Raw genomic sequence first — 23,692 nt, forward strand, 5'->3', positions numbered from 1 at the left:
GTCGCCAAACACCACGGGTCGCGGCAAAACCGCGGCCCTTTGCTTGAAGCATGTCTCCCGGAAGCGGGAACCGGTTTCGGGACAAAGACATGCGCAAGAAATCGAGTCCTGAAGCGCGCAAAACGAATCTGAAAGATCGTGGCGCACTTTGGGGCGTCCGCCGACGGCTTCAGTCCTTCCGGTAAAGCAGCCAGCTCTTTCCGGGGCGGGTGTCCGGAATGGCGGAGAACTTCGTCACGCGGTTGCGGCCGGCGATCTTCGAGGCATAGAGCGCGCGGTCGGCCTTGGCGTAGAGGTCGTCGGCACCATCGGCATCGCTCGCCATGCAAACGCCCATCGAAATGGTGATCCGGCCGTAGTTCACGCCGGTCTGGGGGTTGGCAAAGGTCGCCTGTTCGATCGCGATACGGATCCGGTCGGCGATCTGGGCCATAGTCTCCTCGCCGCTGCCGGTGACGATCAGCGCGAACTCCTCGCCGCCGGTGCGCGCCACGAACATGTCGTCGCGGATGCCCGACCGGAAGATGCCGGCGACCTTCTGTATGATCCTGTCGCCGACGGGATGGCCATAGCGATCGTTGATCTCCTTGAATCGGTCGATATCGGCCAGGATCAGCGCGCTGAAGGCGATGCTCTTCTTGTCGTCGTAGACGCGGGCGATCTCCTTGTCGAAGGCACGCCGGTTCCAGATATGGGTGAGCGGATCGGTATCGGCCAGGCGTTTGTATTCTTCGAGCTTGGACTTGACGTTCTCGAGCTCGCTCGTCTTTTCGCCGAGGGTCGCGGCGACTTGCCTCCCATGCTCGATCGTCGAGCTGGTGGCGGTCGCCATCACGCCGACGATCTTCTGTAGGAGCTCGCGGCTCAGCGCACTGCGATTGTCCAGCCCGCTCGATGTCTCGCCGAGGATGCTGCCATATTTCCGGATCTGGTTCTGCTCGCTGCGCAACAGGCTCGCGACCTCCTCGAGTTCGCGGGCGATCACCTCACGGGCGTTCTCCACGATGCCCTGGCCGTGGCTCTGGGCGAAATATCTGCGTCCGATGCGATCGAGATCCGCCTGCGACGGGCGCTTGGCGAGTGACACGAATTCCAGTGCGAGCTCCGGATTGGAGCCGGTCATCGCCTCGTAGAAGATTTCGTAGTTCCGGGGTAAGCCGACAACACCCATTTGCCGCATCGTGGTGGCGATGGTGGTAGCTATGTCGGTCGCCGCTTGACCGTTGTCCTGGACAGTCGTCGGTTGCATCGTGCCGTTCCAACTCCCTCCGACGTGCATACCGCACTGGAACACCGCGCAGCCCTGTGGAAGCGCAGGGATGCCCTGTCGCTCTTGATCCACGCATCGTGCCTTCAGAAAACCGATGCCGATTCTCGAGCCGATACAGTAGGACCGTGCATCCACTTCAGGATGAGCGGCCATGCGTATCGTATCTCTCTGTGTGCATCTTTGGCACAGTTGGTTGAAGTTTCCGTAAATATCGGTTGCAAAGAGCTTGCTTCGGCAGCGCTACCGAGAACCCCCTAATACAGAGGGCGCAGGCCGATTTCATTGGTCGGCAAATCTTCATCGGTCCCGCGTCCGGCAACCACGCGGAGCGTTTCCGCTCTCATAGATTGAGAGGCGTTTCTCGCGTCAGGGATATGGGGGACGCGCCTGTTCATCAAGCTGCGGTCGCAATCGCAGTTCCGTCCGGTCGCGATCTCGCGACCATCCGTCTTGAAACTCTGGTTTGCTGGCCGGTGCGACAAGCCGGAGGAGACGACGATGACCAAGACCCATTCGGGCGGCTGCCTGTGCGGCGCGGTGCGTTACGAGACGAAGGGCGCCTTGCGCGAAGTCGTCTATTGCCACTGCTCGCAATGCCGCAGGCAGAGTGGCCTCTATTATGCGGCCACCGATGTGGCCGACGCCGACATCGACATCACCGGCGAAGACAACCTGACCTGGTATGCCGCTTCCAACGATGCGAGGCGGGGTTTCTGCCGGACGTGCGGATCGGCACTTTTCTGGAAGCACGATGAGCGGGACCATGTGTCGATTCTTGCTGGCTCGTTCGACCAGCCTTCCGGCCTGACGCCCGGCTACCACATCTTCGTCGCCGACAGGGGCGACTATTATTCGATCGACGACAACCTGCCGCAATTCGAGCGCTCGACACCTGCAATCACAGTCGCCGGAGATTGAACGTGTCTCTCGGGCGCGTTCTCCCCTGTTGAACGCTGCGTCGAGAAAACCTTGCCTGCCGGACACTGCGCGCCGGCGCTATATCATGGTCAAGGAGAAAGCCCATGACCGCGATGCCGACGCTCTTCATTTCCCATGGCGGCCCGAACATCGTCACCGACGACAGTCCGGCGCGTGAATACCTTCGGACCTTGTCCGAGTTGCTGCCGGCGAAGCCGAAGGCCATCGTCATCGTCTCGGCGCATTTCGAGACGGACGGCGTCGCCGTCGTCACTGATCCTAATCCCTGCATGATCTACGATTTCGGTGGTTTCGCGCCGGAACTTTACAAGATGATCTATCCGGCCAAGGGCGATCCCGCTCTCGCCGAGCGGGTGTTCAAGAGGCTGGAGAAGGCAGGCCTTTCACCGCACACCTATGAGAAGCGCGGCTATGACCACGGCACCTGGACGCCGTTGCTTCTCGCCTTTCCCGATGCCGACATTCCTGTCGTACAGGTTTCCATCGATCCGAAACGCGATGCCGCCTGGCACTACGCTCTCGGCACGGCGCTGGCTGGCTTGCGCGACGAAGGCATATTGCTCGTCGGCTCGGGACACATCACGCACAATCTGCGCGCTTTCTTCTCGATAATGCGCAACGGCGCTGCGGTCGATCCGGTGCTCGCCGGCAAGGTCGACGCCTTCACCGGCTGGTTCGCCGGGAAATTCGCCGCCGGCGACAAGGATGCGATCCTGCGTTGGAAGGAACTGGCGCCGTTCCCTGCGGAGAACCACCCCACCGACGAACACCTGATGCCGATCTTCTTCGCTTATGGCGCGGCGGGTGACGGTGGCAAGGCGGAGCGCGTGCACGCCTCGAAGCAGATGGGTTTCTTCGCCTTCGATTCCTATCTGTTCCGTTAGGCGATTACCATCTGTTCCACTGGGCAGCATTTGCGGTAAACGGATCGCCTTCCGACTGCGCGGCAAGGGATCCTGTCTTCATGGAGCGGCTGATCAAGGCATTTCAGAACTCGGTGCGGGCATTCGGCAAGCTGATCCGCACCGAGAAGGCGTTCCAGCAGGAGATCGCCCTGCTGGTCCTTGCGCTGCCGCTCGGCTGGTTCATCGCCGACAGCTGGCGCGGCTTCGCTCTGCTGATCGGATCGATCCTGCTGCTGATCATGGTCGAAGTGCTGAACACCGGCATAGAGGCGACCTGCGATGCCATCAGCCGCGAGTTCAACATCGATATCCAGCTTGCCAAGGACTGCGGCTCGCTGGCGGTGCTGATCTCGATCGTGATCGCGCTCGGGGTCTGGGGCATCGCCCTGGTCGAGCGTTTCGTCGGGCTGTCAGTCTAGACAAGGGCATGCGAAAGCCAAAGCATGTCTCCCGAAAGCGGGTACCGGTTTTCGGGAGAAAGACATACGTCAAATCAAAGACCTACAGCGTTGCGTGAATCCGTTTGCACGCAACACGCTGTAGTCTCGGTTTCGGATGAACCCGATGCGACAACAGACGGATAGAGCGGCAGCACCGATCTTGGCGGTGCGGCCGCCGCTCTGAGACAGCCCGTTCAGTCGCGATGTCGCCTGACGAGGCGGTGCGCCAGATACCACCCGGCAAAGCTTGACGCGAGGCCGATGCCGAGCCCCGCCAGCAGTTTTTCGTGCTTGGCAAGGGCCGCGCCGAAAATCTGCTCGGCGCCCAAGCCGAAAACATATCCCAAGCCGGTGAAGGCGGCTGCCCAGACCAGCGCCGACAGAGCGTTGAGGAGCACGAATTTCGACACCGCAATGCCCGAGAGACCGGCTGCGACGCCGCCGACCAAGCGGAAACCGTAGACGAAGCGGTTGCCCAGGACATAGAGCGCCGGGTGCGCGCGCACCAGGGCATAGGCATGGCTGAAACCTGGCTTGCCGCGCAGCCGGACCACCCAGGCATGATCCGAGAAACGCCGCCCGGCGAGGAAGAACAGCGTGTCGCCGATAAAGGCGCCGAGGAAGGCCGCGCCGAAAGCGTTCGATGCCGCGAAGACATGCTGATGGGCGAAGAAGCCGCCAAGGATCGCCGCGCTCTCGCCCTCCGCCAGGCAACCGAGGAAGATGGCGATGAGCCCGTATCTCTCGACCAGCAAGTGGATCGTGTCGGTCATGCGGCGGTCGGTCCGGAGCCCAGCCGCGCTTCGATACGGGCAACGCAGGCCGCGATCCGGTCGACGTCCTCGCGCATGGCAATCAACTCGCTATGGTGCAGGGCGTCGAGCTTCTCATGCAGCGCCATGATTTCGATCTCGGCCTTGAGGTTGACCTCGTAGTCGTGGGCGGCGTCGAGGCGATCCCGCTCGGCCTGGCGGTTCTGCGACATCATGATGACAGGCGCTTGAAACGCGGCGATCATCGACAGGACGAGGTTGAGGAAAACGAACGGGTAGGGATCGAACCGATCCTGCCCGAGAAGCCAGGCATTGGCTGCCGTCCACGCGATCAGGAAGGCCATGAAGCCGAGGATGAAGTTCCATGAGCCGCCGAACCGGGCGATCCAGTCGGCGACGCGCTCGCCGTGGCTTCTGGCTTCGGCCAGACTTTCATTGACGTTGCGTGACACGGGTTTTCGTTCGACGGCGCTCCGGAGCACGCGCTGCTCGCTCTCGTTGAGCGCTTCGGGTGTGCGGCTCAGCCAACGCTTCGCCAGATCGGCCACGCTTACTTTCATCATCGCCTCCTTCTCGCCGTGCCTGCTTGGCAGCCGCGATTCCTTATAGGAAAATGAGATCGGCGCCGCGACAAGGGCGGCGCGGGGAAAGGTGGGGAAGGAGCGTCGTCATGTCCGGTTTTGCCAGGATTCGCGCCCGCGCGGCGGACCGCAAGGGCGGAGAGAAGGTGTTGGCGTCGTTGCTCGGGCCAAAGTTCGACAATGCCAAGGTTGCGGCTGTGTCCGACGATCGCATTCTATCGACCATGGCGGAGCGTGTTTTCGCCGCCGGATTCGTCTGGCGGGTGATCGAGCAGAAATGGCCGGGTTTCGAAGAGGCCTTCCTCGGCTTCGAGCCCAAACGGCTGCTGTTCCAGCCCGACGATTTCTGGCACGAGCTTACCGGCGACAGCCGCATCGTGCGCAATCCGCAGAAGATCAAATCCGTGAAGGAGAATGCCGCCTTCGTCGAGCGCGTCTCGCGGGAGCATGGCGGCTTCGGCAGGTTTCTGGCGTCATGGCCGGCCGGCGACCAGGTCGGACTGATGGACTATCTCGGCAAGCACGGCAGCCGCCTCGGCGGCAATACCGGGCAATATTTCCTGCGCTGGGTGGGGTGGGATACGTTCATCCTGTCCGCCGACATGGCCGCGGCGTTGCGCGATTCCGGCCTCGACATCGCCGAAAGTCCAAGCTCGAAGCGTGACCTTGCGCGCGTCCAGGAGCAGATGAATGCCTGGAAGGCGGAGACCGGGCTGCCATACGCGCATCTGTCGCGCATCCTGGCCATGTCGATCGGCGAGAACCATTCGGCCGAGTCGCTTCGCCAATATATGGGCGAATAGGCCTGATCGATCGGCATTGCCGCTCGCTTGTCGGCACGCTACACGGGTTGCATGACCAAGAAGCCCGACATCCTCCGCATTGCCGTCGCCCAGCTGAACCCAATCGTCGGCGACGTCGCCGGCAATCTCGCCAAGGCGCGCGAGGCTCGCGCCGACGCTGCCCGGCAGGGCGCCGACCTCGTGCTCTACACGGAGCTCTTCATCGCCGGATACCCGCCGGAGGATCTGGTGCTGAAGCCCGCCTTCCTCGCAGCTTGCGAGACGGCTGCGCAGGAGTTCGCGGACGATACAGCGGACGGTGGCCCCGGCGTCATCATCGGGACGCCGCTGAAGCGCAAGAGCGGCATTCATAACGCCGTCATCGTTGCCGATGGCGGCAAGATCATTGCCGAGCGTCTCAAGGTCGATCTGCCGAACTACGGCGAGTTCGACGAGAAGCGTGTCTTCCAGGCAGGGCCGGACATGCCTGGACCGGTGAATTATCGCGGAGTCCGGCTCGGCATTCCGATCTGCGAGGATATCTGGGGCGAGCTCGGCGTCTGCGAAACCCTTGCCGAGAGCGGGGCGGAAATCCTGCTCGTTCCAAACGGTTCGCCCTACTACAGGAACAAGGTCGACATCCGCCATCAGATCGTCATCCGCCAGGTGATCGAGAGCGGCCTGCCCATGCTCTACGCTAATCAACTCGGTGGCCAGGACGAGCTCGTGTTCGACGGAGCGTCCTTCGCCATCGGAGCGGACAAGTCGCTTGCCTTCCAGATGAGCCAGTTCGAGGCGGCCGTCGTCTTGACGACGTGGAAGCGGGGAAGGGACGCGGCCGGTGTCCCGAACGGCGAGGACGGCTGGGTGTGCACCGACGGGCCGATGTCGAAGATCCCCGACACGGAGGAGGCCGACTACCGCGCCTGCATGCTGGGCTTCCGCGACTACGTCAACAAGAACGGCTTCAAGAACGTCGTGCTCGGCATGTCCGGCGGCATTGATTCCGCACTCTGCGCCGCCATCGCCGTCGATGCGCTCGGCGAGGAGCGGGTGCGCGCCGTGATGATGCCCTACCGCTATACGTCGGCCGATTCTTTCAGGGATGCCGAGGATTGCGCCCGCGCCCTCGGCTGCCGCTACGACATCGTCCCCATCTTCGAACCGGTCGACGGATTTGCGCATGCGCTGACGCAGCTCTTCGAAGGAACCAAGGAAGGCATCACCGAGGAGAACCTGCAGAGCCGCGTCCGCGGCACGATCCTGATGGCGATCTCCAACAAGTTCGGTTCCATGGTTGTGACCACGGGCAACAAGAGCGAGATGTCGGTCGGCTACGCCACGCTCTACGGCGACATGAACGGCGGCTTCAATCCGATCAAGGACCTCTACAAGATGCAGGTCTACGGACTGGCGCGCTGGCGCAACACCCACGTTCCCCCCGGGGCGCTGGGGCCGTCCGGCGAGGTGATCCCGCGGAACATCATCGACAAGGCGCCGTCGGCGGAGCTTCGGCCGAACCAGACCGACCAGGATTCGCTTCCGCCCTATCCGGTTCTCGACGACATCCTCGAATGCCTGGTCGAGCACGAGATGGGGGTCGAGGACATCGTCAGGCGCGGTCACGACAAGGCGACGGTATCGCGTGTCGAGCACCTGCTTTATGTCGCCGAATACAAACGACGTCAGGCGGCGCCGGGCGTGAAGATCACCAAGAAGAACTTCGGCCGCGATCGAAGGTATCCCATCACGAACCGGTTCCGCGACGGCGGGTGAGCTTGCAGTCGCCGTTCCGGGAACCGGGTTCGTGCGGGCCTGCCTGTGCTCGTTTCATTCGTTCGTGAAATGGCGTCGCCCCCGGGAACAGCCTTGCATCGGTCATGGCTGGCGCGGCCGCCGGTGCTCTGTTCTGTGATGCTGGCGGCAACGGCGAGGGGGCGCAGATCCGGTTCGCGACGCTGCGGGTGGGGAACGGCGACGTCTGCGGATTTCCCGTTGTGTGGTCCGCGCTGAGCCAGGTCGGCCGCAAGACAAGAAAACCCGCGTTGCGGGACTTCAAGAGAGCTCTGGGGGAACCCGTTCCACGGGTTCCTTGTGCTCAGCCGGGGACCGTCCCTTCAGCATGTTCCGGCTGCGGAACAGCAGCCGGCCCAACCACGGCAGCAGGCGCGGACGTGCCTGTTGCCGGCTGGCGAAGGCGTTGGCTTTTGCCGCAAGCGCATCCAGATCTCGGATGCGTGTCACGTGTTCGGCGCAGCCGCAGCCTTCGCCAAGCCCTACCTTCTCGTAGTAAAATCGGTCGAAGCCATCCTGGCGCATGAGCAGCCCCGTTCGTTGTCGGCGCCGGTTCGAGCCTAGCATAGCCGGTTCCCGGCGCAACAACCGGCGCAGGTCGCTCTCAGGTCGCTCCCGAATGTTGCAACCTGGCCGCATCATTGGTCCAACGACGCTTTTCTCTTCGCGTCGGCTTGGCGAGGCGGATCGTCTCGCCTATAAGCAGCCTCCCGCGAATCCCTTACGGGAGGGCACGAATGCCAGGATTTGACATCTCTACACGAGGCCGCGAAGCGTAGTTCCTCGGCGCCGTACCGACCGGTCATCGACCGCGTCGGGCAAGGACGCGCCATGAACTAGGCTTTTGCCTCCCCCGGTCACCGCCAGGTCTCGGCCTGGCGCCATCCTCGTTCGCCTTCCGCCATTCGAGTGACGATCAGGTCCTCTGCGCGGCATTTCATTCAGACATCATAGTGGGATCGGGTGCTTTGCCGCACCCGCAAAAATCATGGCTCGTTTTCGTATCGACATGCGCGGTGGCGCATTCCGGAATGTTTTTGGTTTCACCGCGGCGCATTGGCGCGGCCAGCCCGGTCGCCTCGTGGTGATCGCGCTCGCCGTGCTCCTGGCGACACTGGCCGACGTGCTGACGCCGCTCTATTCGGGCCGGCTGGTCGACGCCGTGGCTGGCGGCGCGGCGAGCGACGCGGCCGCCTGGAATGCGGCGCTCGCCGCCTTCGTCATGCTCGTCGCGCTCGCACTCGGGGCGATCGTCATGCGCTACATCTCCTTCCAGCTTATCATCGACCTGACGCTGAAGATGATGTCCGACATTGCCGCCGACGCGTTCCACCGCGTCCAGCGCTTCTCGACCGACTGGCATGCCAATGCCTTCGCCGGCTCGACCGTGCGCAAGGTGACGCGGGGCATGTGGGCATTGGATCTCCTCAACGATACCCTGCTGATCGCCCTGTTTCCGTCGCTGGTGATGCTGGTGGGCTCGACCCTGCTGCTCGGCTGGTACTGGCCGATGATGGGCGTCATCGTCGCTGCCGGCTCGCTCGTCTACATCGTCCTCACCGTGGCCCTGTCGCTCGCCTATGTGGCGCCCGCCGCGAGCCTCGCCAATCGCTGGGACACGCGGCTCGGCGGCGCCCTTGCCGATGCCGTGAGCTGCAACGCCGTGGTGAAGGCGTTCGGTGCCGAGCAACGCGAGGATGAACGCCTGGCGGCGGTCGTCGACAAGTGGAGCGACCGCACCCGGCGCACCTGGCGGCGCGGCACCATCAACGGAACGGTGCAGGGCGCGACCCTGCTCGTCCTGCGTATCGCCGTGATAGGCTTCGCCCTGCTCCTGTGGTCGAGGGGAGAGGCGAGCGCCGGCGACATCGCCTTCGTCTTGACGTCGTTCTTCGTGCTGCAAGGCTATCTGCGCGATGTCGGCATGCATGTGCGCAACCTCCAGCGTTCGGTGAACGACATGGAGGAACTCGTCGATATCCAGGGGCAGGATCTGGGCATCGAGGACAGGCCCGGTGCCGGACCGATCGCCATCGGCCACGGACACATCGAGTTCAGCAACGTCACCTTCCACTACGGCAACCATCTCGCGCCGCTCTACGAGGATTTCTCCGTCACCATCAAGGCGGGCGAGCGGGTAGGCCTGGTCGGGCATTCGGGATCCGGGAAAACGACCTTCGTGAAGCTCATCCAGCGGCTCTACGATGTCAGCGGCGGGCGCATCCTGATCGACGGACAGGACATTGCCGCCGTCGCACAGTCGTCTCTGCGCCGGCAGATCGCCATCGTCCAGCAGGAGCCGATCCTGTTTCACCGCTCGCTTGCCGAGAACATCGCCTATGCCCGGCCGGATGCGACCCAGGCGGATATCGAGCGGGCGGCCCGCCTGGCGAGCGCACACGACTTCATCGCCAGACTGCCGAAGGGTTACGGGACGCTCGTCGGCGAGCGCGGCGTGAAGCTCTCCGGCGGCGAGCGCCAGCGTGTGGCCATCGCCCGTGCTTTCCTGGCCGATGCGCCGATCCTGATTCTCGACGAGGCGACATCGAGTCTCGATTCGGAATCGGAGGTGTTGATCCAGAAGGCGATGGAGCGCCTGATGGTTGGACGCACCACGCTGGTCATCGCGCACCGCCTGTCCACCGTGCGGGCGCTCGACCGGCTGCTGGTGTTCGATCGCGGCAGGATCGCCGAGGAAGGCGACCATCAGGCGCTGATCCGCATTCCCGACGGCATCTATCGGCGGCTGTTCGAACGGCAGGCGCTGGAACTGACCAAGGGCCTGGCGTGACGCCGCCGGGCAAGGCCGGGTCGCCCCTGGCCCGGCCGCCTTCTCATGGCCACGGTAATCGGCTATCTGTCGATTGGTGCGGGGGCGCACCACCTTGCCAAGAGGGGAGCCATTCGCTACGCCCCGTTCATGACAGTCACCGTCCGTTTCGCCCCGTCGCCGACGGGTCACATCCATATCGGCAACAGCCGCACGGCTCTGTTCAACTGGCTCTTCGCGATGAAACATCGCGGCCGCTTCATCCAGCGTTTCGACGACACCGACGTCGAAAGGTCGAAGCAGGAATATGCCAATGCGATCCTCTACGACCTGCATTGGCTGGGCATCTTCCCCGATGTCATCGAATATCAATCCCGACGCTTCGATATCTACGATGCCGCCATCGAGCGGCTGAAGGCGGCGGGAGTGCTTTATCCCTGCTACGAGACGGCCGAGGAACTCGACCTGCGCCGCAAGATAAGGCGCACGCGCGGCCTGCCGCCGGTCTACGGGCGTGAGGCGCTCAATCTGACCACGGAGGAGAAGGAAGCTTTCGAGCGCGATGGACGCAGGCCGTATTGGCGCTTCCTGCTGCCCAATTTCGACACCGACCCGTTCGAGACCCGGCGCACCGAGGTGCATTGGAACGACCTGATCCGGGGCGAGGAAACCGTGGACCTCGCATCGCTCTCCGATCCGGTGCTGCGGCGCGAGGACGGCACCTACCTCTACACCTTGCCGTCCGTCGTCGACGACATCGATTTCGGTGTCACCCATGTCATCCGGGGCGACGACCACGTGACCAATACGGGTGTCCAGATCGCGCTGTCCAGGGCGCTTGGGTCCGAGCCGCCCGTGTTCGGCCATCACAACCTGCTGACGACCACGACGGGCGAGGGCCTGTCGAAGCGCAGCGGCGCGCTCTCGGTGGCAAGCCTGCGGGAGTCGGGCATCGAACCGATGGCGCTGGCGTCGCTCGCGGTGCTGGTCGGTACCTCCGAGAATGTCGCGGCCGTGCCGACGATGGCGGAACTCGCCGATCGCTTCGATCCGGCCAAGACGTCGAAATCGGCGGCGAAATTCGATCCCGCCGAGCTCCAGCTTCTCAACAAGGCGCTGCTGCACCACATGGCTTTCGAGGCCGTGCGCGAGCGGCTCGCAGCGCTCGGCATCTCCGGCGACGACGCCGAGCCCTTCTGGACCACCGTACGAGGCAATCTCGACACGCTGGCCGAGGGGGTGGTCTGGTGGCGAATCGTGAAGGAAGGGCTCATCCACCAGCCCGACCTGTCGGAAGCGGATCGCACCTTCGTCCGCCAGGCTTTCGACCTGCTGCCCGACGAGCCCTGGGACCGGACGACGTGGAAGACCTGGACCGACGCGGTGCGTGAGGCGACCGGACGCAAGGGCAAGGCGCTGTTCATGCCGCTCCGGCTCGCGCTTACCGGGCTTGCCTCGGGGCCGGAGCTCGCAGATCTATTGCCGCTTCTGGGGCGGGAAGGAACGTTGGCCCGACGAGCCTGACCTTGCGGTCGTCCATCGGCCGGGCCTCGGCTTGCGGCGGGGCCGCCGGCGTTGATTGGACCGGCACGGCAGGTTCTTTCTCTTCGCTTTCCGGAGGGCTCTCGGTCCCGAGCGTTATTATGGAGCCGCCGGTCTTTTCCGCCGCCGCCGGCCCACCGGCGGTAGTAGAGGGATCATTCGCCGCGCCGCAGCCGCATCCTGCCGGGCGCGGCATGCCTTCGACCTTGTAGAGAAAGGCATTCGGCAGAGCCGTGTAGGCTTCGCCGGTGACGGTCGACATCATGCCTTCGGCACCCGCGCCTTGCCGGTAAAGCCGCATTTCAGCGCCGGGGCAGGCGGCTTCGCAATTCTTCTGGTCGCGCTGGAAGTCGGACCACCTCGACGCGTTCGACATCGGGAAGAAATAACCGTCGCAGGTCCTGACGCAGACCGTGCGGAATTCGCCTTCGGGACCGGCAGCGACACTGTCTGTTCCCTCATTGGCGTCGGGTGGCGCGGTGCTCTCGCCAGGCCGTTCCTCGGCCGGTGGGGCTGACCTTGCCATCGGCCTGGGCCGGCGGCAACCGTTGGCGTCGAGCTCCGCCAGGATGCGCAGCCGGGTGCGCCGAGGCGTCCCCGGGGCCAGTTGCGCCCGCTTGCGCCGCAAGGTGGAGAGATTGCTCTCCATCCGGCCGATCCTGTCGTCGAGAGCGTTGCAGGCAGCGCTGGCGCCGAGGATGCGAAAGCCGCAGCCGGCGGCGCGCGCCTGACGCCTTGCTATCGCGATCTGCTCCGCCTGCGCTGCGACGGCGCGGTCGTATTTTCGATGGAGGCCCTGTTTGATACCGCCGCGGGCCGCGGCCAGTTCGGCTTCGAGCTGACGACAGACGCGGCTTGCCGCTGCTGCGGGTTCGAGCTGCGGCGCTATCAGCAGCAGCGATGCGCATAGCACCGCGCCGATCCGCCCCGCTGCTGTCCAAGCCGCCGACATTCGCCCTCCGGTCGAGACAATCACCAGGTCGCGCATCCTGCCTTTGCGCGACCGCGCCACGTTCAATCGGCCTTGAGCAGAGCCTGCGCCTTGTGGGACGCTTCCACGACCGCAAGCGCCGTCATGTTGACGATGCCGCGGGAGGTGACCGACGGCGTCAGAATATGCGCCGGCTTGTCGGTGCCGAGCAGGATCGGTCCGACATGAAGCGCGTCCATCATGCTCTTCACGGTCGTCAAGGTGATGTTGGCGGCGTCGAGATTGGGGAAGACGAGCAGGTTGGCTTCCCCTTTCAGGGTCGAATGCGGATATGCGCGATGGCGCAGCGTCTCGGACAGGGCCGCGTCTCCATGCATCTCGCCATCGCCCTGGAGACCCGGCGCGATGCGTTTCAGGATCTCGGAGGCCTCGCGCATCTTCTTGGCGCTCGATGTGTCGCGCGACCCGAAATTCGAATGCGACAACAGCGCAGCCTTCGGTTCTATGCCGAAACGGCTGATCTCCTCGGCGGCCAGGACGGTCATCTCAGCGATCTCCTCGGCGGTCGGGTCGACCGTCACGTAGGTGTCGGTCAGGAAGATCACGCCGCGCTGGGAGATCAGCATGGACAAGGTGGACAGGTCGCGGTCGCTGATGCCCGGCCGCGGGCCGATGATCAGCGTGACGTTCCTGAGATGTCGCTCGAAGCGGCCCTCCAGGCCGCAGATCATGGCATCGGCGTCGCCGCGCTTCACCGCGATCGCCGCGATCACGCCGGTGTCGGTGCGGACCTGCGTGCGGGCCGCTTCCAGCGTGACGCCGCGCCGGCCCGCCTGGTGGATAAGAAGGTCGACATAGTCGCGATAGCGCGGATCGTCCTCGGGGTTGATCAGGCTGAAATCGATGCCGGGCCGGATCTTGAGCCCGTAGCGCTTCAGTCGCACCTCGATGACATGCGGACGGCCGATCAGGATCGGCTCGGCGATGCCTTCCTCGAGCACCACCTGCGCGGCGCGCAGCACACGCTCGTCCTCGCCGTCGGCATAAATGACGCGCTTGGCGCTTGCCGCCTTGGCCGTCGAGAAGACGGGCTTCATGACCAGGCCGGAGCGGAAAACGAATCTGTTGAGACGGTCGAGATAGGCCGGCCAATCCTCGATCGGCCGGGTCGCCACGCCGCTTTCGCAGGCTGCCCTCGCCACGGCGGGGGCGATCCTGAGGATGAGACGCGGATCGAAAGGCGAGGGGATCAGGAAATTGGGACCGAAGGTCGGCGTCTCGGCCGTGTAGGCGCGGGCGGCGACGTCGGACGGTTCCTCACGGGCGAGGGCGGCGATGGCGCGGACGGCGGCCATCTTCATCTCCTCGTTGATGGCGCTCGCGCCGCAGTCGAGAGCGCCGCGGAAGATGTAGGGGAAGCACAGCACGTTGTTGACCTGATTCGGGAAGTCCGAACGGCCGGTACAGATCATAGCGTCGGGCCGCGCCGCGCGCGCCTCCTCCGGCATGATCTCGGGAACGGGATTGGCCAGCGCCAGGATCAACGGCTTTTCTGCCATGTGCTGCAGAAGTTCGGGCTTGAGGACGCCGGCGGCGGAAAGCCCGAGGAAGACGTCCGCGCCCCCGATGACGTCGGCCAGAGTGCGGGCATCGGTGTCCTTGACGTAGGGCTCCTTCCACCGGTCCATCTCCTCGACGCGTCCCTTCCAGGCGACGCCGAAGCGGTCGGTGACCCAGATGTTCTCGTGTCTTGCGCCGAGCGAGACCAGCAGGTTGAGGCAGGCAAGCGCGGCAGCACCTGCCCCCGATGTCACGATCTTGACGCTGTCGATCTTCTTGCCGGCCAGTTCGAGCGCATTCAGCACAGCGGCCGCGACGATGATCGCGGTGCCGTGCTGGTCGTCGTGGAAGACGGGAATGCCCATGCGGGCCTTGAGCTGTTCCTCGACCTCGAAGCACTCGGGCGCCTTGATGTCCTCCAGATTGATGCCGCCGAAGGTGGGTTCCAGGGCTGCCACCGTCTCGACCATGCGGCCGATCTCGGGCGCGTCGATTTCAATGTCGAACACATCGATGCCGGCGAACTTCTTGAACAGCACGGCCTTGCCTTCCATGACGGGCTTGGAGGCCAGCGGACCGATATTGCCCAGCCCCAGCACGGCGGAGCCGTTGGAGATCACGGCGACCAGATTGGCGCGTCCGGTATAATCGGCCGCACGTGCGGGATCGTCGCGGATTTCCAGGCATGGGGCGGCGACTCCCGGCGAATAGGCGAGCGCAAGGTCGCGCTGGTTGCCGAGCGGCTTCGTCGCCTGGATCTCCAGCTTTCCGGGGATGGGATATTTGTGGAAGTAGAGCGCGGCCTCGTCGAGGTCCGACCGTTGCTGTTTCTTGGCGTCGTCGTTCATCGCGGCCACCCGTCCCGTTCTTGTCCTTGTCAGTATTAGCCATACACCGCCGGATTCGCGAGCGCTTCGCGAAGGGGGCGACACGAGCACACATCCCGCGCCGGCTTCGCGCCGGCGCGCTGGCGTGCCCGCCGCGGATCCTGCCGGTCGGCGCGGTCAGAAAGCGCTCACATAGGAGCCTCCGTCGACGGGAATGTTCTGCCCCGTCAGATAACCGGCATGGACCGAGCAGAAGAAGGCGCAGATCTGGCCGAATTCCTCCGGCGTTCCCAAGCGTTTCGCGGGAATGTCGGCGCTCAGTCGCGCGATGCGCTCCCCTTGTGGCATTTCGGAACCGAAGGCGCCGCGCAGGCGGTCAGTGTCGAGCTTGCCGGGCAGGAGATTGTTGATCGTTACATTGCTTGCCGCAACCGTGCGGGCGATACCCGCCAGAAACGAGGTGAGGCCAGCGCGCGCGCCAGAGGAGACGTCGAGGCCCGGGATCGGCACATAGACCGACAGCGAGGTGATGTTGACGATGCGCCCGAAGCCGCGCTGCACCATGCCGTCGATGACGGCCTGGATCAGTTCGATGGGGGTGACCATGTTCTTGACGACGCCGTCGAGAATCGCCTGGCGGTCCAGATCGTGGAAATCGCGACGCGGCGGGCCGCCATTGTTGTTGACGAGGATATCCGGCGACGGACAGGCGGCGAGCAGGGCGTTCTGCACCTCAGGCAGGGCGACGTCGCCGACGACCTCCGTCACGATAACGCCGTAGCGGCCGCGCAAGTCGGCGGCCGTGGCCGCGAGCCTGCCGGCGTCACGGCCGTTGACGACGAGGTCGCAGCCCGCCTCGGCGAGTGCGGCCGCGCAGCCGCGGCCGAGGCCCTTGCTCGAAGCGCAGACGATGGCCTTCTTGCCCTTGATACCAAGATCCATGGCGTGTCCTTTCCCAAAAAAGCGGAACCTATCCTGCGGGCTCACCGAACCGCAACCGTCATACGCCTGTTGCATGAATCGGGGCATAGCCACACTGAAACAACGGTTCGGATCAGCCAATGCACGGCGAAACCCCGCGCAAGGTGCGCACGCTCTTCATTTCCGACCTCCATCTCGGATCGAAAATCGCCAAGGCCGATTTCCTCCTCGACTTTCTGCGCGATCATGAGGCGGAGACGATCTATCTGGTCGGCGACATCGTGGACGGCTGGCGCCTGCGCCGTTCCTGGCACTGGCCGCAATCGCACAACGATGTCGTGCAGAAGCTGCTGCGCAAGGCGCGCAAGGGCGCCAGGATGGTCTACATCGCCGGCAATCACGACGAGTTCCTGCGCGACTTCCAGGGCGTGCATTTCGGCGGCATCGAGGTTGCCGACCAGGCGATACATGTCGCGGCGGACGGACGCCGCTACCTCGTGATCCATGGCGACCAGTTCGATACCATCGTCCACAATGTCCGCTGGCTCGCCTATCTCGGCGACAAGGCCTATGACCTCGCCATCATCGTCAACCGCATCGTCGGCCGTTTCCGCCGCCTGTTCGGCATGCCCTACTGGTCCTTCTCTTCCTGGGCGAAGGTGACGGTCAAGCGGGCTGTCAATTTCATCAGCGCCTTCCAGACCATCGTCGCCGAGCAGGCGAAGAACGCCGAGGTCGACGGCGTCATCTGCGGGCATATCCACCACGCCGCAATGGAGGACATCGCCGGCATCCGCTACATCAACACCGGCGACTGGGTGGAGAGTTGCACGGCCGTCGTCGAACATTTCGACGGGACGATGGAGATCCTGCGCTGGACGGAGACGGCTGCACAGCCTGCCGCCGGCCGCTTCGTGCCCGTCGTGATCGACGCCAAGGCGGCTGCCGCCTGAGCCCAGCCGCCGGCGCTTGCGCAGGCATCCATGCGAGCCTCCCGAGGCGAAATCAGCGCGGCGATCCGATTGGGCCAGACGTTCCGCTCCGGCAGCCGGCGTGGTATCGACGATGTCGTGCTGGCGACTCGCCCTTCGGCCGGCCATCTCCCGGACCGCCTTGTTGTCATCGCTCCCGCCACTTTCGCCCGAACAACTCGTCAAGCCGCGCCATTTCGAGCTGCGGATCGCGGCCATCTTCGCCTTCCTGTTCATCCCGCAAGGGTTGCATCTGCCCTACTTCCCGCTCTGGCTCGAATTGAAGGACTTCGGTCCCGAGCAGATCGCGGTGATCCTGTCGGCGCCGATGTTCCTGCGTGTCTTCACCACACCACTGATCACCGCTTTCGCCGACAGGGCCAAGGACAGGGCCAATGTGCTCATTGTGCTCGCCGCCGCGACGCTGACGCTCAGCTGCGGCTACTTCCTCGAACCGAGCTACGTCCTCGTTCTCGGTATCTCGCTGGCGCTTTCGGTGGTCTGGACGCCGCACTCGCCGCTCGCCGATTCGCTCGCTCTGTCGGGAGTTCGTCGTTTCGGATCGAACTACACGAGCATGCGGGTGTGGGGCTCGATTTCCTTCCTTTGCGCCAATCTTGCCGGCGGCGTCGTCCTTGGCTGGAGCGGAGCGGCGATCGTGCCGCTGCTAATGGCCGTCAGTCTCGCCATCGGGCTTGCCGCGAGCCTCTTCGCGCCCCGTCTCGGCCGGCCCCGACTCGCTTCGCCGCTTTCGGCGAGCGGCATGCGCGGCGCCGGCTCGGCGCTTCTCGACCGGCGATTCCTCTTGCTCGCCGGCGGAGCTGGGCTGATCGTCGCAAGCCACGCCTTCTTCTACGGCTTCGTCTCCATCTATTGGAAGTCGCTTGGTCTTTCCGATACGCTGATCGGCCTGCTTTGGGCGTCGGGCGTGATCGCCGAGGTGTTCATCTTCGCCACCTTCACACGGGTTTTCGGCCGGCGCTCGGCCGCGGCCCTGCTGATGATTGCCGGCCTCTTCGCGATCCTGCGTTGGCTGGTCTTTCCCGTTGTCTGGCCCGTGGGAGCGGGAGTTCTCGGCTTTTTCGTCGTGCAGGCAATGCATGCCTTCTCGACGGGCATCGTCATCATCGGCGTGCAGAAGCTGATTGCCGAGGCCGTGCCGGAGGAACGAACGGGAGCTGCGCAGGGCATTGCCTACTTCGCCAACGGCATCTTCATGGCGCTGTTCACGCTGCTTTCAGGGCCGCTCTATGACCGCTTCGGCGCCGGCGGTTTTTTTGTCATGGCCGTTGTGGCAGCGGGCGGCGCCGGCCTCGTCCTGCTGGCGCGCCTGTCGGCGGCGTCAGGTCATCCCCAAAGTTCGGCCTCGGGCGGCGAGACGAGGGATCCCCGATAGACCAGGCCGGGCGCACGGTCCCGGGCGAGCAGCAAGGGGCCGTCGAGATCGACGAAGTCGGCATCCTGCGCGAGCAGCACGGCCGGTGCCATGGCGAGCGAGGTGCCGACCATGCAGCCGACCATGATCGAGAAGCCGAGCCTGCGGGCCTGGTCGCGCAGCGCCAGCGCCTCGGTCAGGCCGCCGGCCTTGTCGAGCTCGATGTTGACCGCCTCGTAGCGGCCGCGCAACGCCGCGAGGTCCTTCGCCGCATGCACGCTCTCGTCGGCGCAGAGCGGCACCGGGTGGGGGATGGATGCCAGGATCGCGTCCTCGCCGGCCGGCAGGGGTTGCTCGATCAGGGCGACACCCAGTTCCGCGGACGCCGCGAGGTTGCGCTCGATGTTCTTTGCGGTCCAGCCTTCATTGGCGTCGAGAATGATCCTGCTGCGCGGCGCTGCTTCCACGATCGCGCGGATGCGCTCGATGTCGCCGTCGCCGCCGATCTTGACCTTCAGCAATGGCCGCCCGGCATTGGCGCTGGCCTGCGCGGCCATGGCTGCGGGCTCCGCGAGAGACAGGGTGTAGGCGGTGACCAGCGGCCTGGGTGTCGTCGGGCAGACGGTCTTCCAGGCCGGCTCGCCGGAGAGCTTGGCCTCCAGGTCCCAAAGCGCGCAGTCGATCGCGTTGCGCGCGGCTCCCGGCGCGAGCGCTTCGCGGAGCCCGACCCGGTCGATCCCGCCTTCGATGGCGCTGCGCTGGGCCTCGATCGCCTCACGCACGCTCTCCATGGTCTCGCCGTAGCGCCGGTAGGGCACGCATTCGCCCCGGCCGGTTACACCTGCCTCGCCGATGGTGCAGGTTAGCACCTCGGCTTCCGTCTTCGAGCCGCGTGAGATGGTGAAGCTTCCGGCAATGGGAAAGCGTTCGGGCTCGACGGAGAGGCTGCGTGCCATCGTTCTTCCTCGTATTTGCAGGCTTGAGTGGCTTCGCCCACGCTTCACCTGCCTGGCCTCTTCTTGTCGCAGGTCTTTCGTGGGAAAACCGTAGGACACCTTTCCGAAACCTGCTTAGCTGCGTCACGCAAAGTGACAGGCTGGAAACGAACGTCTAAGACAGACGCCATGTTGACCAACGGCGACAAGGAAGCAAGCAGCAGGGCGGAACAGGAACGTGGGGTCCGCCCCGCGATCTCTGCGAGCGAGGAGGGCGGCGTTCTCATCTGTCGGCTCTCAGGCAACTGGACCACGCGACGGGTGAGCGAGATCGACGAGCAGATGCGGACGCTGGAAGAGCGGGACAATCTGCAGTCGGTGACGCTTGACCTCTCCGATGTCGGCAGGATCGACACAGCGGGGGCGTGGCTGATCGACCGCATGGCGACCGCCCATTCCGCGAGGGGCGCCAAGGTGACGCTTTCGGGGCAGAGCGCGTCGGCGCGCATACTGCTCGAAGCCGTTGGCGAGACAGGCGACAATCGTGACAAGCCGATCGGCGAGGCGGGAGCGCCGTTCCTGCTGCGCCTGCCCGAGGCGATCGGCCGCGGCGTCTACGAATTCCGCGACGACTTCCTTGCCTCCATGAACATTCTCGGCGCCACCATCCACGGCGCCCAGATGAAGCTCGGCCGCGGCCACGCCGTCAACATGGCCGCCATCTTCAATCAGATCGATCGCATGGGCGTCGGCGCGATCCCGGTCGTCTTCCTGATGTCCTTCATCGTCGGCGCGATCGTTGCGCAGCAGGGCGCCTTCCAGCTCCGCTATTTCGGTGCCGAGATTTTCGTCGTCGACCTGGTCGGCATTCTGGTGTTGCGCGAACTCGGCGTGCTGATGACGGCGATCATGATTGCCGGCCGGTCGGGCAGCGCGATCACGGCCGAGATCGGGTCGATGAAGATGCGCGAAGAGGTCGACGCACTGAAGGTGATCGGGCTCAATCCGATCGGCGTGCTCGTGTTTCCACGGCTGGTTGCGCTGGTCGTGGCGTTGCCTTGCCTGACGGTTCTCGCCAATTTCGCGGCTCTGGCAGGCGCCATCTGGATCGCGTGGATCTATTCGGGGATCACCCCTGGCGCCTTCATCGACCGGCTGCGCGTCGGCATCGACCTCGGCACCATATCGGCCGGTCTCATCAAGGCGCCGTTCATGGCCATGATCATCGGCATCATAGCCTCGGTCGAAGGCCTCAAGGTGGGCGGCAGCGCCGAGTCACTCGGCCGGCGGGTGACCGCCTCGGTGGTGAAGGCTATCTTCGTGGTGATCGTCGTCGACGGCCTGTTCGCCATGTTCTACGCGGCGGTCAATCTCTGAGCGGGGCGGGCGAGTGGCATCAAAGACTTCGAACGGCCAGGGGGCGGCGAATGCCGAAGAGCCCGAAGTGATCCTCTCGGCACGCGACGTCACCGTCGGCTTCGGCGATAATCTGGTGCTTGAGAGGCTGTGCCTCGACGTCTATCGCGGCGAGATCCTTGGCTTCGTCGGTGCCTCCGGCGCGGGAAAATCGGTGCTGCTGCGCACCGTTCTCGGCCTGATGAAGAAGCGGTCGGGCTCGATCCGGCTTTTCGGTGTCGATGTCGACAAGGCCGACGATGCCGAGCGGCTGCGTATCGACATGCGGCTGGGCGTGCTCTTCCAGCAGGGCGCGCTGTTCTCGTCGCTCACCGTGCTGGAGAACATCCAGGTGCCGATGCGCGAATATCTCGACCTGTCGCAGAAACTGATGGACGAACTCGCCTTGCTGAAGCTCGAACTCGTCGGCCTGCCGCGCGATTCCGGCGCAAAGTTTCCATCACAATTGTCAGGCGGGATGGTCAAGCGAGCGGCGCTGGCCCGCGCGCTGGCGCTCGATCCCGACATCGTGTTCCTGGACGAGCCGACGTCGGGCCTGGACCCGATCGGCGCAGCCGATTTCGACGAGCTGGTGGCGAAACTGCGGGACACGATGGGGCTGACTGTCTATATGGTGACGCACGATCTCGACAGCCTGTTCTCGGTCTGCGACCGAATCGCGGTGCTCGGCAAGAAGAAGGTGCTCGTCGAGGGAACGATCGACGACATGCTGGCCAGCGAGGAGCCCTGGGTGAAATCCTACTTCCGCGGAAAGCGCGCGCGGCAGATCGATCGCGAGGCACGAGGCTAGATGGAAACGAGAGCGAACTACGTCATCGTCGGCATCTTCACGATCCTGGCCGTGCTTGCCGCCTTTGCTTTCGTCTATTGGCAGCAGGGCATCGGTGAACGCGGTGAGACTGCGACCTTGCGCATTCGTATCCCCGGTTCGGCGTCCGGCCTGGGACGCGGCAGTGCCGTGCTCTTCAACGGCGTGAAGGTGGGCGACATCCAGCGGGTCTATCTCGACGTCAACAAGCCGACGGAGGCGGTCGCCGACGCCGAGATCGACCGGCTGACGCCGATCACCAGGTCGACCCGTGCCGACATCGGCATTGCCGGCCTCACCGGCCAGGCAAATGTCGACCTGAAGGGCGCGAGTCCGGATGAGCCGAATCTGCTGGCCGAAGCAGAAGCGCGCGGGGAGATTGCCGAGATCACCGCAAATCCCTCCGCCGTGACGAATCTGCTGGAAACCGCCCAGGATATCTTTACCCGTGCCGACAACGTGCTCTCCGGCCTCGAAGGCTTCGTGCGGGATGCCCGCGGCCCGCTGACGGCGACCATCGACAACGCCCAGAAGTTCTCCGAGGCGCTTGCCCGCAATTCGGACGGGGTCGGCGCTTTCCTCGACAGCGTGTCGAAACTCTCGGGTGAGCTGTCCGGTGTATCGGGCAAGCTCGACGGCACGCTGAAGGCTGCCGAGGATCTGCTGAAATCGGTCGATCGCGACAAGGTGGCGTCGATCGTCGCCAATGTCGACGACTTCACCAAGCGACTCAAGTCTACCGGCGACGACCTCGACGACCTGATGCGAGGGGTTCAAACGACCGTGAAATCGGTCAACGAATTCACCCAGGGCGCCAACGAGACCATCGCCAAGGTCAACGGCATCCTCGATGAGGTCGACCGTGAGACGGTGAAAACCGCGCTGGCCGACATCGGCAATGCCAGCCAGAACGCCCGCAAGGTGGTCGAGGACGTGGCCAAGGTCACGAGCAAATTCGGCGACCGGGCGGACGACATCGATCGAATCATCACCGATGCGGGCGAACTGGCGCAACGCCTCAACCAGGCTTCCGTGCGTGTCGACGGCGTGCTGGCCAAGGTCGATTCGCTGCTCGGCTCGGGCGAGGCGCAAGGCGTCATGGCCGATGCGAGCGCCACGCTGAAGGAATTCCGCAAGGTTGCCGAGACGCTCAACGCCCGACTCGGCACGATAACGGAAGGCTTGGCGCGGTTTTCGGGCCAGGGATTGCGCGACGTCGAGGCGCTTGTTGTCGACAGCCGCCGCGCCGTCGGCCGCATCGAGCAGGCGATCAGCGACCTGGAGCGCAACCCGCAGCGTATCCTGACTGGCGGCGATGGGACGGTACGCCAGTATGACGGGCGAGCCCGGCGTTGACATTGGCGTGCTCACGCCCCAAACACGCATTATCGAACGAATTCAACAGGGACCTGCCGCGAAGGGGGTGGCGGGGCGGCGGGTGAAGCAGCCAACAGCTCTCGTTTCGAGTGTCTTCGTCCTGGCGATGCTGCTGCCGGGCTGCGCGCTGCTGCCCGGAGGCGGGCCGGCACCGCTCGACACCTATGAGTTGACTTCTCCGTCTGCCGAAGCCCACCATGCCAAGCGCCGCACGCAGGTGCTCATCGCCGAGCCATCGGCGCTCAAGGCGATCGACGGACAGAACATCGTCATCAGATCCGGGCCTGGTGTCATCCAGTATCTCAAGGGTGCGCAGTGGGCGGACCGCCTGCCGAAGATCGTGCAGGCGCGGCTCGCCGAATCGGTTCAGCGGTCAGGCGCGTTCGCCGGCGTCGGTCGGCCGGGCGAGGGGCTGGCGATCGACTTCCAGGTGCTGGTCGAGATTCGCGAGTTCGAGATACGTCTCGGCGGCGGCGACACTGCCACCGTCGAGCTCTTCGTGAAGATCCTCAACGACCGCAACGGCGTGGTCCGGGCGGCCAGGACCTTCAAGGCAAGTTCGCCCGTCTCCGGCACAGGCAACGATGCCTATATCGCTGCGCTCGACCGTGCCTTTGGCAAGGCGGCGTCCGAGATCGTGAGCTGGTCGGTTACGGTGATGTAGGACCGGGTGACTGTCCACAGCTTGTACTGCCGGTGTGTCACTTCACTCCGGTGCGCGACGTCAAGATATCAGAGGGGTCCCTTGCGTTTCCAAGGTACGCGCGGCGCCCTG

The 23,692-nt window shown here is 64.6% G+C and carries 21 protein-coding genes; 13 read left to right on the forward strand and 8 right to left on the reverse strand.

What is annotated here, in order from left to right; genetic code table 11:
* Positions 1-169: 169 nt before the first annotated feature.
* Positions 170-1,249 carry a GGDEF domain-containing protein gene (locus tag JN280_RS21555; protein WP_202305059.1) on the reverse strand — a complete coding sequence of 360 codons (1,080 nt, stop codon included), beginning with the start codon at positions 1,247-1,249 and terminating at the stop codon, positions 170-172.
* 519 nt (positions 1,250-1,768) lie between these two features.
* Between JN280_RS21555 and JN280_RS21560 the strand changes: the two genes are divergently transcribed.
* From JN280_RS21560 to JN280_RS21570, 3 genes are all read left to right on the forward strand, one after another.
* Positions 1,769-2,188 (forward strand): GFA family protein, encoded by a 420-nt coding sequence (locus JN280_RS21560; protein WP_202305061.1) that lies wholly within the window; start codon positions 1,769-1,771, stop codon positions 2,186-2,188.
* Between the two features lie 104 nt (positions 2,189-2,292).
* A complete protein-coding gene (locus JN280_RS21565) occupies positions 2,293-3,093 on the forward strand; it encodes a DODA-type extradiol aromatic ring-opening family dioxygenase (protein ID WP_202305063.1) in 801 nt (266 codons plus the stop codon).
* Positions 3,094-3,173: 80 nt separating this feature from the next.
* Positions 3,174-3,533 (forward strand): diacylglycerol kinase, encoded by a 360-nt coding sequence (locus JN280_RS21570; RefSeq protein WP_202305065.1) that lies wholly within the window; start codon positions 3,174-3,176, stop codon positions 3,531-3,533.
* 215 nt (positions 3,534-3,748) lie between these two features.
* Here JN280_RS21570 and JN280_RS21575 read toward each other — a convergent pair whose 3' ends face one another.
* Positions 3,749-4,327, reverse strand: a complete 579-nt coding sequence (locus tag JN280_RS21575) for a DedA family protein (RefSeq protein ID WP_202305066.1) — start codon at positions 4,325-4,327, stop codon at positions 3,749-3,751.
* On the reverse strand, positions 4,324-4,887 hold the full coding sequence (locus JN280_RS21580) for a DUF1003 domain-containing protein (protein WP_202314962.1): 564 nt from the start codon (positions 4,885-4,887) through the stop codon (positions 4,324-4,326). The genes JN280_RS21575 and JN280_RS21580 overlap by 4 nt, the downstream gene beginning before the upstream one ends.
* Before the next feature lie 110 nt (positions 4,888-4,997).
* Here JN280_RS21580 and JN280_RS21585 point away from each other — a divergent pair, with 110 nt between their 5' ends.
* Both JN280_RS21585 and JN280_RS21590 read left to right on the forward strand, forming a co-directional pair.
* Positions 4,998-5,711 (forward strand): DNA-3-methyladenine glycosylase I, encoded by a 714-nt coding sequence (locus JN280_RS21585; protein ID WP_202305067.1) that lies wholly within the window; start codon positions 4,998-5,000, stop codon positions 5,709-5,711.
* Positions 5,712-5,762: 51 nt separating this feature from the next.
* On the forward strand, positions 5,763-7,466 hold the full coding sequence (locus JN280_RS21590) for an NAD+ synthase (protein ID WP_202305068.1): 1,704 nt from the start codon (positions 5,763-5,765) through the stop codon (positions 7,464-7,466).
* 279 nt (positions 7,467-7,745) lie between these two features.
* Here the strand turns inward: JN280_RS21590 and JN280_RS21595 are convergent, their stop codons facing one another.
* Positions 7,746-8,009 (reverse strand): hypothetical protein, encoded by a 264-nt coding sequence (locus JN280_RS21595; RefSeq protein ID WP_202305069.1) that lies wholly within the window; start codon positions 8,007-8,009, stop codon positions 7,746-7,748.
* Between the two features lie 463 nt (positions 8,010-8,472).
* Here JN280_RS21595 and JN280_RS21600 point away from each other — a divergent pair, with 463 nt between their 5' ends.
* Complete coding sequence (locus JN280_RS21600) at positions 8,473-10,275, forward strand: ABC transporter ATP-binding protein (protein ID WP_202305070.1); 1,803 nt, start codon at positions 8,473-8,475, stop codon at positions 10,273-10,275.
* Positions 10,276-10,404: 129 nt separating this feature from the next.
* The gene (gene gltX / locus JN280_RS21605) at positions 10,405-11,778 is read left to right on the forward strand and encodes a glutamate--tRNA ligase (protein ID WP_202314964.1); all 1,374 of its coding nucleotides are present in this window, start codon (positions 10,405-10,407) and stop codon (positions 11,776-11,778) included.
* Here the strand turns inward: gltX and JN280_RS21610 are convergent.
* The 3 genes from JN280_RS21610 to JN280_RS21620 form a co-directional block, all read right to left on the reverse strand.
* Positions 11,696-12,748 (reverse strand): DUF2865 domain-containing protein, encoded by a 1,053-nt coding sequence (locus JN280_RS21610; protein ID WP_202305071.1) that lies wholly within the window; start codon positions 12,746-12,748, stop codon positions 11,696-11,698. The two genes, gltX and JN280_RS21610, sit on opposite strands and share 83 nt — an antisense overlap.
* 62 nt (positions 12,749-12,810) lie before the next feature.
* Positions 12,811-15,135 (reverse strand): NADP-dependent malic enzyme, encoded by a 2,325-nt coding sequence (locus tag JN280_RS21615; RefSeq protein ID WP_202305072.1) that lies wholly within the window; start codon positions 15,133-15,135, stop codon positions 12,811-12,813.
* A 156-nt stretch (positions 15,136-15,291) separates the two neighbouring features.
* Entirely contained in the window at positions 15,292-16,056 is a 765-nt protein-coding gene (locus JN280_RS21620; protein WP_202305073.1) for an SDR family oxidoreductase, read from the reverse strand.
* Positions 16,057-16,175: 119 nt separating this feature from the next.
* Between JN280_RS21620 and JN280_RS21625 the strand changes: the two genes are divergently transcribed.
* Together JN280_RS21625 and JN280_RS21630 are read left to right on the forward strand one after the other, a co-directional pair.
* Positions 16,176-16,988: a UDP-2,3-diacylglucosamine diphosphatase gene (locus tag JN280_RS21625; protein WP_202305075.1), complete on the forward strand. Its 813-nt coding sequence runs from the start codon at positions 16,176-16,178 to the stop codon at positions 16,986-16,988.
* Positions 16,989-17,151: 163 nt separating this feature from the next.
* Positions 17,152-18,402 carry an MFS transporter gene (locus tag JN280_RS21630; RefSeq protein WP_342215851.1) on the forward strand — a complete coding sequence of 417 codons (1,251 nt, stop codon included), beginning with the start codon at positions 17,152-17,154 and terminating at the stop codon, positions 18,400-18,402.
* On the opposite strand, the gene dgcA is transcribed toward JN280_RS21630, so the two are convergent.
* A complete protein-coding gene (gene dgcA, locus JN280_RS21635) occupies positions 18,354-19,337 on the reverse strand; it encodes an N-acetyl-D-Glu racemase DgcA (protein WP_202305078.1) in 984 nt (327 codons plus the stop codon). The genes JN280_RS21630 and dgcA overlap by 49 nt on opposite strands.
* Positions 19,338-19,505: 168 nt before the next feature.
* Here dgcA and JN280_RS21640 point away from each other — a divergent pair, with 168 nt between their 5' ends.
* The 4 genes from JN280_RS21640 to JN280_RS21655 all read left to right on the forward strand — a co-directional run bounded on the left by JN280_RS21640 (position 19,506) and on the right by JN280_RS21655 (position 23,581).
* Complete coding sequence (locus tag JN280_RS21640) at positions 19,506-20,693, forward strand: ABC transporter permease (RefSeq protein ID WP_202305081.1); 1,188 nt, start codon at positions 19,506-19,508, stop codon at positions 20,691-20,693.
* Positions 20,694-20,706: 13 nt separating this feature from the next.
* Positions 20,707-21,522 (forward strand): ABC transporter ATP-binding protein, encoded by an 816-nt coding sequence (locus JN280_RS21645; RefSeq protein WP_202305083.1) that lies wholly within the window; start codon positions 20,707-20,709, stop codon positions 21,520-21,522.
* The gene (locus JN280_RS21650) at positions 21,523-22,896 is read left to right on the forward strand and encodes an MlaD family protein (RefSeq protein WP_202305084.1); all 1,374 of its coding nucleotides are present in this window, start codon (positions 21,523-21,525) and stop codon (positions 22,894-22,896) included. It abuts the gene before it with no gap.
* 127 nt (positions 22,897-23,023) lie between these two features.
* The gene (locus tag JN280_RS21655) at positions 23,024-23,581 is read left to right on the forward strand and encodes an ABC-type transport auxiliary lipoprotein family protein (RefSeq protein ID WP_244743591.1); all 558 of its coding nucleotides are present in this window, start codon (positions 23,024-23,026) and stop codon (positions 23,579-23,581) included.
* Positions 23,582-23,692 lie beyond the last annotated feature (111 nt).

The organism is Mesorhizobium sp. L-8-10 (genome assembly GCF_016756635.1).
Taxonomy (GTDB): Bacteria; Pseudomonadota; Alphaproteobacteria; order Rhizobiales; family Rhizobiaceae.

Excerpts from the sequence above, each read along its gene's own strand:
- JN280_RS21585 (WP_202305067.1), top strand. The coding sequence starts at position 4,998 with ATGTCCGGTTTTGCCAGGATTCGCGCCCGCGCGGCGGACCGCAAGGGC.
- JN280_RS21640 (WP_202305081.1), top strand. The coding sequence starts at position 19,506 with ATGTTGACCAACGGCGACAAGGAAGCAAGCAGCAGGGCGGAACAGGAA.
- JN280_RS21620 (WP_202305073.1), bottom strand. The coding sequence starts at position 16,056 with ATGGATCTTGGTATCAAGGGCAAGAAGGCCATCGTCTGCGCTTCGAGC.
- JN280_RS21595 (WP_202305069.1), bottom strand. The coding sequence starts at position 8,009 with ATGCGCCAGGATGGCTTCGACCGATTTTACTACGAGAAGGTAGGGCTT.
- JN280_RS21560 (WP_202305061.1), top strand. The coding sequence starts at position 1,769 with ATGACCAAGACCCATTCGGGCGGCTGCCTGTGCGGCGCGGTGCGTTAC.
- JN280_RS21650 (WP_202305084.1), top strand. The coding sequence starts at position 21,523 with ATGGAAACGAGAGCGAACTACGTCATCGTCGGCATCTTCACGATCCTG.
- JN280_RS21570 (WP_202305065.1), top strand. The coding sequence starts at position 3,174 with ATGGAGCGGCTGATCAAGGCATTTCAGAACTCGGTGCGGGCATTCGGC.
- JN280_RS21575 (WP_202305066.1), bottom strand. The coding sequence starts at position 4,327 with ATGACCGACACGATCCACTTGCTGGTCGAGAGATACGGGCTCATCGCC.
- JN280_RS21565 (WP_202305063.1), top strand. The coding sequence starts at position 2,293 with ATGACCGCGATGCCGACGCTCTTCATTTCCCATGGCGGCCCGAACATC.
- gltX (WP_202314964.1), top strand. The coding sequence starts at position 10,405 with ATGACAGTCACCGTCCGTTTCGCCCCGTCGCCGACGGGTCACATCCAT.
- JN280_RS21625 (WP_202305075.1), top strand. The coding sequence starts at position 16,176 with ATGCACGGCGAAACCCCGCGCAAGGTGCGCACGCTCTTCATTTCCGAC.
- JN280_RS21610 (WP_202305071.1), bottom strand. The coding sequence starts at position 12,748 with ATGTCGGCGGCTTGGACAGCAGCGGGGCGGATCGGCGCGGTGCTATGC.
- dgcA (WP_202305078.1), bottom strand. The coding sequence starts at position 19,337 with ATGGCACGCAGCCTCTCCGTCGAGCCCGAACGCTTTCCCATTGCCGGA.
- JN280_RS21555 (WP_202305059.1), bottom strand. The coding sequence starts at position 1,249 with ATGCAACCGACGACTGTCCAGGACAACGGTCAAGCGGCGACCGACATA.
- JN280_RS21600 (WP_202305070.1), top strand. The coding sequence starts at position 8,473 with ATGGCTCGTTTTCGTATCGACATGCGCGGTGGCGCATTCCGGAATGTT.
- JN280_RS21580 (WP_202314962.1), bottom strand. The coding sequence starts at position 4,887 with ATGAAAGTAAGCGTGGCCGATCTGGCGAAGCGTTGGCTGAGCCGCACA.
- JN280_RS21590 (WP_202305068.1), top strand. The coding sequence starts at position 5,763 with ATGACCAAGAAGCCCGACATCCTCCGCATTGCCGTCGCCCAGCTGAAC.
- JN280_RS21615 (WP_202305072.1), bottom strand. The coding sequence starts at position 15,135 with ATGAACGACGACGCCAAGAAACAGCAACGGTCGGACCTCGACGAGGCC.
- JN280_RS21655 (WP_244743591.1), top strand. The coding sequence starts at position 23,024 with ATGCTGCTGCCGGGCTGCGCGCTGCTGCCCGGAGGCGGGCCGGCACCG.